8 protein-coding genes are annotated in these 9,410 nt (G+C 67.5%); 5 read left to right on the forward strand and 3 right to left on the reverse strand.

Annotated elements, in window-relative coordinates; all coding sequences use genetic code 11:
* The 4 genes from H0U68_RS19640 to H0U68_RS19655 all read left to right on the forward strand — a co-directional run.
* On the forward strand, positions 1-415 hold a 415-nt coding region (locus tag H0U68_RS19640; protein WP_296358593.1), incomplete at its 5' end, for a polyprenyl synthetase family protein.
* 24 nt (positions 416-439) lie between these two features.
* Positions 440-2,362 (forward strand): 1-deoxy-D-xylulose-5-phosphate synthase, encoded by a 1,923-nt coding sequence (dxs, locus tag H0U68_RS19645; RefSeq protein ID WP_296358594.1) that lies wholly within the window; start codon positions 440-442, stop codon positions 2,360-2,362.
* Between the two features lie 180 nt (positions 2,363-2,542).
* Positions 2,543-3,622, forward strand: a complete 1,080-nt coding sequence (locus H0U68_RS19650; protein ID WP_296358595.1) for a TRAP transporter substrate-binding protein — start codon at positions 2,543-2,545, stop codon at positions 3,620-3,622.
* Positions 3,623-3,781: 159 nt separating this feature from the next.
* On the forward strand, positions 3,782-4,861 hold the full coding sequence (locus H0U68_RS19655) for a TRAP transporter substrate-binding protein (RefSeq protein ID WP_296358596.1): 1,080 nt from the start codon (positions 3,782-3,784) through the stop codon (positions 4,859-4,861).
* A 71-nt stretch (positions 4,862-4,932) separates the two neighbouring features.
* On the opposite strand, the gene H0U68_RS19660 is transcribed toward H0U68_RS19655, so the two are convergent.
* The 3 genes from H0U68_RS19660 to H0U68_RS19670 form a co-directional block, all read right to left on the reverse strand.
* Positions 4,933-6,192, reverse strand: a complete 1,260-nt coding sequence (locus H0U68_RS19660) for a putative Na+/H+ antiporter (protein ID WP_296358597.1) — start codon at positions 6,190-6,192, stop codon at positions 4,933-4,935.
* Positions 6,193-6,272: 80 nt separating this feature from the next.
* On the reverse strand, positions 6,273-8,054 hold the full coding sequence (locus tag H0U68_RS19665) for a TRAP transporter large permease subunit (protein ID WP_296358598.1): 1,782 nt from the start codon (positions 8,052-8,054) through the stop codon (positions 6,273-6,275).
* A 35-nt stretch (positions 8,055-8,089) separates the two neighbouring features.
* A complete protein-coding gene (locus tag H0U68_RS19670) occupies positions 8,090-8,686 on the reverse strand; it encodes a TRAP transporter small permease subunit (protein ID WP_296358599.1) in 597 nt (198 codons plus the stop codon).
* Positions 8,687-8,859: 173 nt separating this feature from the next.
* Here H0U68_RS19670 and H0U68_RS19675 point away from each other — a divergent pair.
* On the forward strand, positions 8,860-9,410 hold a 551-nt coding region (locus H0U68_RS19675; protein ID WP_296358600.1), incomplete at its 3' end, for a DinB family protein.

Consider the following 9,410-nt stretch of genomic DNA (forward strand, 5'->3'; position numbering starts at 1 on the left):
CGCCAGCGTCGGCCGGCCGCTGGCCGAGGACGCGCTGCGCCGCATGCACCGCTTGAAGACCGGCGCGCTGCTGCAGGCCAGCGTGATGATGGGCGCGGCCAGCGGCGCGGTGCGCGCCGGCGGCGAGCAGGCGCTGGCCGACTACGGCTGGGCCGTCGGCCTGGCATTCCAGGTCGTGGACGACATCCTGGACGTGACGGCCGACTCCGCCACGCTGGGCAAAACCGCCGGCAAGGACGCCGCGCAGGACAAGCCCACCTACGTCGCGCTGCTGGGCCTGGAGCGCTCGCGCGCCTATGCCGCGCAGCTGCTGGCCGAGGCCCTGGCGGCGCTGGAGCGCGGCGGGCTGGAAGGCCTGGGCGACACGCGGGCGCTGCGCGCGCTGGCGCACATGGTGGTGAGCCGCGAAAGCTGAACCGCCGCCGAAACCGGATTGCACATGACAAGCTCCTTGCTGGACACCATCAACGACCCCGCCGACCTGCGCCGGCTGCCGCGCGCGCAGCTGAAGGCGCTGGCCGGCGAACTGCGCGCCTTCGTTCTCGACAGCGTGTCGCGCACCGGCGGCCACCTGAGCTCCAATCTGGGCACGGTGGAACTGTCGATCGCGCTGCACTACGTGTTCGCCACGCCCGACGACCGCATCGTGTGGGACGTGGGCCACCAGACCTATCCGCACAAGATCCTGACCGGGCGGCGCGAGCGCATGCCCACGCTGCGCCAGTTCGGCGGCCTGGCCGGCTTCCCCCAGCGCAGCGAGAGCGCCTACGACACCTTCGGCACGGCGCACTCGTCCACCAGCATTTCGGCCGCGCTCGGCATGGCCATGGCGTCCAAGCACAAGGGCGAGAAGCGCCAGTGCATCGCCGTCATCGGCGACAGCGCGCTCACCGGCGGCATGGCGTTCGAGGCGCTGAACAACGCCGGCGTGTCCGACTGCAACCTGCTGGTGATCCTGAACGACAACGACATGTCGATCAGCCCCGCGGTGGGCGCGCTGAACCGCTACCTGGCGCAGCTGATGACCGGGCGCTTCTACGCGGCGGCCAAGAGCGTGGGCAAGAACGTGCTGTCGATCGCGCCGCCCCTCTTCGAGCTGGCCAAGCGCTTCGAGGAACATGCCAAGGGCATGGTGGTGCCGGCCACGCTGTTCGAGAAATTCGGCTTCAACTACAGCGGCCCGATCGACGGCCACGACATCGAGTCGCTGGTGCCCACGCTGGAGAACATCCGCCAGCTGGGCGGCCTGCAGTTCCTGCACGTGGTCACGCGCAAGGGCCAGGGCTACAAGCTGGCCGAGGCCGACCCGGTGGCCTACCACGGCCCCGGCAAGTTCGACCCGGCGGTGGGCCTCACCGCGCCGGCTACGCCGCCGAAGACGACGTTCACGCAGGTGTTCGGCCAGTGGCTGTGCGACATGGCGCAGCACGACGCACGGCTGGTCGGCATCACGCCGGCCATGCGCGAGGGCTCGGGCCTAGTGGAATTCGAAAAGCACTTTCCGGACCGCTACTACGACGTCGGCATCGCCGAGCAGCACGCTGTCACTTTCGCGGCCGGCATGGCCTGCGAGGGCCTCAAGCCCGTGGTGGCGATCTACTCCACCTTCCTGCAGCGCGGCTACGACCAGTTGATCCACGACGTGGCGCTGCAAAAGCTGCCGGTGGTGTTCGCGCTGGACCGCGCCGGCCTGGTCGGCGCCGACGGCCCCACGCACGCCGGCGCCTACGACATCGCCTACCTGCGCTGCGTGCCCAACGTGAGCATCGCCTGCCCGTCCGACGAGAACGAGTGCCGCAGGCTGCTCACCACCGCGTTCGAGCAGGACCATCCGGTGGCGGTGCGCTACCCGCGCGGGGCCGGCGTTGGCGCCGCCATCGAGCCCGGGCTGCAAAGCCTGCCCTTCGGCAAGGGCGAAGTGCGCCGCTGGCGCGCGGGCGGCGCCGAACGCACCGATTGCAAGGGCGTGGCGGTGCTGGCCTTCGGCACGCTGCTGCATCCGGCGCTGGCCGTGGCGCAGCGCCTGGACCTCACGGTGGCCGACATGCGCTGGGCCAAGCCGCTGGACCTCGCGCTGCTGCTGGAGATCGCGGCCGGCCACGAGGGGCTGGTGACGCTGGAAGAGGGCTGCATCATGGGCGGCGCGGGCGGCGCGGTGGCCGAGGCGCTGCAGGCCGCGGGTGTGCTCAAGCCCGTGCTGCAACTCGGGCTGCGCGACGAGTTCGCGCCGCACGGCGACCCGGCGCGGCTGCTGTCGCTGCAAGGGCTGGACGCCGCCGGCATCGAGGCGTCGATCCTCGCGCGCTTCGGCGGCATCGTGGACCGCATGCCGCCGGCGCTGAAGGTCGTGGGCCAGGGCTGAACCCTGCCGGATCGATCCTGAACGTTAGCTGACAGGCGGCGCCAGGCTGGTGCAGCCTGCAGGGAAAACCCCTGAATACCAAAGAGGGCCGCTTCCTAGAATGCGCACACGGGAGGCAGCTCCGGTCCGTCTGCGGGCTTGCGCGCCCTGGATTTTTCCATTCGAAGAAGAGGAGACCTCATGGATCGTCGTTCAGTCATCCGGCATGCGGGCATTGCCGGCGTCCTGGCCGCCGGCGTTGCTCCGGCCGTGCATGCGCAAGCCGCCATCCGCTGGCGCCTGGCCTCCAGCTTCCCGAAATCGGTGGATGCGCTGTTCGGCACGGCCGAGGCGTTCGCTGCCCACATGAAGGCCATGTCGGGCGGCAAGTTCGAAATCTCGGTGCATGCCCCCGGCGAGCTGATGCCGCCCCTGGGCGTGGTGGACGGCGTGCAGCAGGGCACCGTGGAGATGGGCCATACGGCGCCGTACTACTACTTCGGCAAGAACGAGTGCTTCGCCCTGGGCACGGCGATCCCGTTCGGCCTGAACAGCCGGCAGATGACGGCGTGGATGTACGACGGCAACGGCATGAAGCTGATGCGCGAGTTCTATGCCAAGTACAACATCGTCAGCTTCCCCGCGGGCAACACTGGCTCGCAGATGGGCGGCTGGTTCCGCAAGGAGATCAAGTCGCTGGCCGACGTGAAGGGCCTGAAGATGCGCATCGGCGGCTTCGGCGGCAAGGTGCTGGAGCGCCTGGGCGCGGTGCCGCAGAACATTCCGGGCGGCGAAATCTACCAGGCGCTGGAAAAAGGCACCATCGACGCGGCCGAGTGGATCGCCCCGTACGACGACCAGAAACTGGGCTTCAACAAGGTCGCGCCCTACTACTACTACCCCGGCTGGTGGGAAGGCAGCGCGCAGGCCGACTTCTTCATCAACACCAAGGCCTACGAGGCGCTCTCGCCCGAGTACAAGGCCATGGTGGAAACCGCCGCCTCCTCTGCGCACGTGCTGATGCAGGCGCGCTACGACGCGCGCAACCCGGCCGCGCTCAAGCAGCTGGTGGGCGCCGGCACCAAGCTGCGCGCGTTCTCGCGCGACGTGATGAACGAGGCGTTCAAGCAGTCCATGGCGCTGTACAGCGAGCTGTCCGGCAAGAACGAGGACTGGAAGAAGATCTACGCCGACTACTCCAAGTTCCGCGCCGACCAGAACCTGTGGTTCCGCTTCACCGAAGGCACCTTCGACCGCTTCATGCAGGAGCAAAAGCTGTAGGCGCAGCTGCGCGCAAGTCCTTGCGGGCACGGCTGCCCGCAAGGGAAAACACCTGAAGACCGAAGTGGATGCCTTCCTAGAATGGTGTCGGACCGGACAAGCCGCCCACGACATCGGCGCACCTTGTCCATCGCTTTTGCATATCAAAAAGGAGACTTCATGGACCGTCGATCACTTCTCAAGAACACGGGCATTGCCGGTGTGCTGGCCGCGGGCGTCGCCCCGGCGGTGCATGCGCAGGCCGCCATCCGCTGGCGCCTGGCCTCCAGCTTTCCCAAGTCGCTGGACACCATCTATGGCGCGGCCGAGGTGTTCGCCACCCACCTGAAGGCGATGTCGGGCGGCAAGTTCGAAGTGTCGGTGCACGCCGGCGGCGAACTGATGCCGGCCCTGGGCGTGGTCGACGCGGTGCAGCAGGGCACCGTGGAGATGGCGCACACGGCGCCGTACTACTTCTTCGGCAAGAACGAGTGCTTCGCCATGGGCACGGCGATCCCGTTCGGCCTGAACAGCCGGCAGATGACGGCGTGGATGTACGACGGCAACGGCATGAAGCTGATGCGCGAGTTCTACGCCAAGTACAACATGATCAACCTGCCGGGCGGCAACACGGGCTCGCAGATGGGCGGCTGGTACCGCAAGGAAATCAAGTCGTTGGCCGACGTGAAGGGCCTGAAGATGCGCATCGGCGGCTTCGGCGGCAAGGTGCTGGAGCGCATGGGCGGCGTGCCGCAGAACATCCCCGGCGGCGAGATCTACCAGGCGCTGGAAAAAGGCACCATCGACGCGGCCGAGTGGGTGGGCCCGTACGACGACCAGAAACTGGGCTTCAACAAGGTCGCCCCGTTCTACTACTACCCCGGCTGGTGGGAAGGCTGTGCGGAGCTCGAATTCTTCATCGGCAACAAGGCCTATGAGTCGCTCTCGCCCGAGTACAAGGCGATGGTGGAAACCGCCGCCTCGCAGGCGCACGTGGTGATGCAGGCGCGCTACGACGCGCGCAACCCGCTGGCGCTCAAGCAGCTGGTGGGCGCCGGCACCAAGCTGCGCCCGTTCTCGCGCGACGTGATGGCGGAGGCGTTCAAGCAGGCCATGGCGCTGTACGAGGAGCTGGGCGCCAAGAACGGGGACTGGAAGAAGATCTACGCCGACTATTCCAAGTTCCGTGCCGACCAGAACCTGTGGTTCCGTTTTACCGAAGGCACCTTCGACCGCTTCATGCAGGAGCAAAAGCTGTAAGCAGCGCGGGCCGCAAGGCCTGCAGGAAAAAGCCCCGCGACGCGGGGCTTTTTTCATTGCGGCGCGCTCAGTCAGACCAGAAAGCACACCGCTGCGACAACGGTCGGCCCCGCCGCCCCTAGCAGCAGCCCGATGGCGCCGATGGTGCCGTCGTTGAAGCCTTTGCGCAGCAGCGCCACGCCCGCGGGATTGGGCGCGTTGGCGATCACGGTCAGCCCGCCGCCGGCGACCGCGCCGGCCACCAGCGCGTACTTGGCCGCATCCGACAGGCCCTCGATCAGCGAACCCAGGTAGGTGAGCGCGGCGTTGTCGGTGACGGCCGTGAGCGCCAGCGCACCGAAGAACAGCGCACCGGGTTCCAGGCCCGACACCAGCGGCTGCAGCCACCATTCCTGCATGCCGCCCAGCACCACCAGGCCGGCGAGGAAGAACGCCACCAGCAGCGCCTCGCGGATCAGGAGCGGCTGCTGGTGCCTGTCGTAAGCGAGGGTGAAGCCCAGGAAGAACATGAACAGCCACAGGAACAGCACCGGATGGTGCGCGGTGGCCACCACGCCGGCCAGGAACAGCAGGTGCACGAGCGCGACGGCCGGTGGCACGCCGAGCCGCAGGTCGCCTTGCGGTGCATCGCCGCCGCCCGCCTGCCGCAGGTGCCGCCGCAGCAGCAGCGTCACCACGGTGGCGTTCACCAGCACCCCGATGGCCGCGCGCCAGCCGAAGGTGCGTGCCATGAAGGCGGAGTCCCAGCTCCAGGCCGAGGCCACCATCAGCACCGGCGGCGCGGCATACGAGGTGAGCGTGCCGCCGATGGACACGTTGACGAACAGCACGCCCAGCGCCAGGTACTTCAGCCGCTCGGGAATGCCTTCGCGGAAGATGCGCGGCGCCAGCATCATCGCGGCCAGCGTCATGGCGGCGGGCTCGGTGACTAGCGACCCCAGCAGCGGCAGCAGCGCGAGGCCCAGCCACACGGCCGCCACCTCGTCGTGCACGGGCAGCAGGCGCGCCAGCCGCGCCATGGCCCAGCGCAGCGCCTGGATCACCGGGTGCGAAGCCGCGATGACCATGATGACGAAGACAAACAGCGGCTCGGTGAACCGGCGCGATTCGGCGTATTGCACCGCATCGTCCCAGCCCGCAAGCACCACCAGCGCGAGCAGCAGCACCATGGCCCAGAAGCCGAACACCACCTCGATCTCGCCCAGCAGGTGGAACAGCCCGCCGTGGCGCGGCCAGCGATTGCCCAGGCGGTACAGCTGGCCGGCCGAGAAGGTGTGGACGAGGGCACAGCCGAACAGGATGGCGGCCGCGAGGTGGACGTGGTCTTCCATCGCGCGAGTGTAGGCGGCACCTTCGAGTGCAATGAAAAAAGGCCCCGCGCGGGGCCCCTTTTTCCTGACGCGCGGCTGTCCTATTTCTTGAACAGGTCGTCGATCTTCTGCTGCTCGTCGGAGGCTGCCTTGTCGCCTTCGGCCGTGCCCGGAACGGGGAGCGCCTGGGGCAGGGCGCCGGCCGCGCCGGATGCGCCGGGCAGGGAGGGTGCCGCGGGCAGGCCGGACTGCGTGTCCATCGGGATCACGACCTTGTCGAGGTCGATCTTCTCTTCCTTGTCGCGCGACACGATGCCGGGGAAGGCGATGATCATCGCCACCATCAGGACCTGGATGACCACGAAGGGCACCGCGCCCCAGTAGATCTGCATGGTGGTGACCGGCGGGATGGTCTTCTTCGTGAGCTTGTCGGTGTATTCCTTGTCGGGCGCCACGCTGCGCAGGTAGAACAGCGCGAAGCCGAACGGCGGGTGCATGAACGAGGTCTGCATGTTCACGCCCAGCAGCACGCCGAACCAGATCAGGTCGATGCCCAGCTTTTCAGCCACCGGTGCCAGCAGCGGCACCACGATGAACGACAGCTCGAAGAAATCGAGGAAGAACGCCAGGAAGAAGATCAGCAGGTTCACCACGATCAGGAAGCCCAGCTGGCCGCCCGGTAGGCTGGTCAGCAGGTGCTCCACCCAGCGCGGTCCGTCCACGCCCTGGAACACCAGGCTGAACACGGTGGAGCCGATCAGGATGAACACCACGAAGCACGACAGCTTGGTGCTGGTGTTGAGCGCCTGCTTGAGCAGCGAGAAATTCATCCGCCCGCGTGCCAGGGCCATGATCAGCGCGCCCAGCGCGCCCATGGCGCCGCCCTCGGTGGGCGTGGCGATGCCCAGGAAGATGGTGCCCAGCACCAGGAAGATCAGCAGCAGCGGCGGAATCAGCACGAAGGTCACGCGCTCGGCCATGCGCGACAGCAGCCGCAGCCGCAGCAGCTTGTTGGCCACCGCGATCAGGAACGCGAGCAGCACGCCCGCGCACAGCGAGACGACCAGCGTTTCGTCGAACGGCACCAGGCCCGCCTCGCCGCCTTTCCACCAGCCGACCACGCGCTCCCAGTTCTTGCCCAGCACGACGGCCGCGGCGGCCGACACCAGGGTCAGGACCAGCAGCGAGGGCAGGCCCGCCGAGCCGTTGTCCTCGCGGATGGTGCGCGCTTCCAGCGGCAGTGCCGGCGCCCATTTCGGCTTGAACAGCGCCACCAGGATCACGTAGCCGGCGTACATGCCGGTCAGCATGAAGCCGGGGATGAACGCGCCCTTGTACATGTCGCCCACGCTGCGGCCCAGCTGGTCCGCCAGCACGATCAGCACCAGCGAGGGCGGGATGATCTGCGCCAGCGTGCCGGACGCGGCGATCACGCCCGAGGCGAGCCGCCGGTCGTAGCCGTAGCGCAGCATGATGGGCAGCGAGATCAGGCCCATGGAGATCACCGAGGCTGCCACCACGCCGGTGGTGGCAGCCAGCAGGGCGCCCACGAAGATCACCGCCAGCGCCAGGCCGCCGCGCACCGGGCCGAACAGCTGGCCGATGGTGTCCAGCAGGTCCTCGGCCATGCCGCTGCGCTCGAGGATCAACCCCATGAAGGTGAAGAACGGAATGGCCAGCAGCGTGTCGTTCTGCATGATGCCGTAGATGCGCAGTGGCAGCGCCTGCAGCAGCGACTCGGGCAGCACGCCCATTTCGATGCCGATGAAGCCGAAAAACAGGCCGCAGGCGCCCAGGCTGAAGGCCACCGGAAAGCCGACCAGCAGGAAGGCGATCAGGCCGATGAACATCAGCGGCGCGAGGTTCTGGATGATGAACTGCATGTGGAGGAGTCCTCGTTCTTTTCTTCAGGCCGCGCTCACGCGCGGCCTTGCTGTTCCTGCAGGCGGCGCAGCTCTTCGGCGAGCAGTTCCTCCGGCGTCTTTTCGAGCTTCTTGGCGGTAGGGTCGTCGATCAGGCCACGCAGGAACGCCACGCGCTTGATCAGCTCCGAGATGCCCTGCAGCATCAGCAGCCCGAAGCCGAGCGGCATCATCAGGTACACGGGCCAGCGCACCAGGCCGCCGGCGTTCTGCGACATCTCGCCCGAACGGAAACCCTGCAGGAAAAAGGGGACGCCGAAGAACAGGATGACGGCGCACAGCGGCAGCAGGAACAGCGAAAAGCCGAACACGTCGATCCAGATCTGCGCGCGCTTGGACAGCCGGCTGGACACCACGTCGATCTTCACGTGCTCGCCATTGAGCAATGTGTAGCCCGACGCCAGCAGGAAAGCTGCGGCGAACAGGTACCACTGCACTTCCAGGTAGGCGTTGGAACTGGTGTTGAGAAACTTGCGCACCAGCGCGTTGACGGCGCTGATGATGGTGGAGCCGAGAATCAGCCAGATGACCCAGCGGCCGACGAAGGCGTTGAGCCCGTCCACGGCTCGGGATAACTGCAACAGCGCGCGCATCGTTTTTGTCTCCGGGAGATGAAGCCGAAAGGCCCGATGAACGGGCACGTATTGTGAAAATATAAGAAGGAAATTCTAGAAGCGGCCTTCCGCCGCAACCTGACAGCATCGTGACGATGAGGCTGCAGTGCATTGGGGATAACACGTAACGAATACGTAACGATAATGGGCCGATGATCCCAGGCACCGACACGGCTTCCCTCGACGCACCCGAAACCCGTGGCGCGGGGCGCGAGCTGCTGTCGCTGGCGCTGATGGACGCGCGCAACCACACGCTGTACCTGCTGCGCGATTTCGAACAGGCCCTGGGCCCGGCACTGGAGGCCCCGCGCGCGCCGCGCATGCCGCCGCCGGCTTGGCGCGTGGGCCACGCCGGCTGGCTGGCCGAGGCCTGGATCGGCCGCAATCCGCAGCGCGGGCTGGGCGCGGCCTGTCCGCCCGACGCCGTGCGGCTGGCGTCCATCGAGCCGCGCAGCGACGGCTGGTTCGATCCGCTGCTGGTGTCGCCGTCTCAGCGCTGGGACATTGCGCTGCCGTCACCGAACCAGCTCAGGGCCTACCTGCTGGAAACGCTGGAAGACACCCTGGAGCTGCTGGAGAAAACGCAGCCCGACGACGCCAGCCTGTATTTCTTTCGCATGGCGCTGTTCCACGAAGACCTGCGCGGCGAGCAGCTGGTGGCACAGGCGCAGCAGGCCGGCGTGGCGCTGGGCCTGCCCATGCC

The organism is Ramlibacter sp. (assembly GCF_013697775.1).
Taxonomy (GTDB): domain Bacteria; phylum Pseudomonadota; class Gammaproteobacteria; order Burkholderiales; family Burkholderiaceae_C; genus Ramlibacter.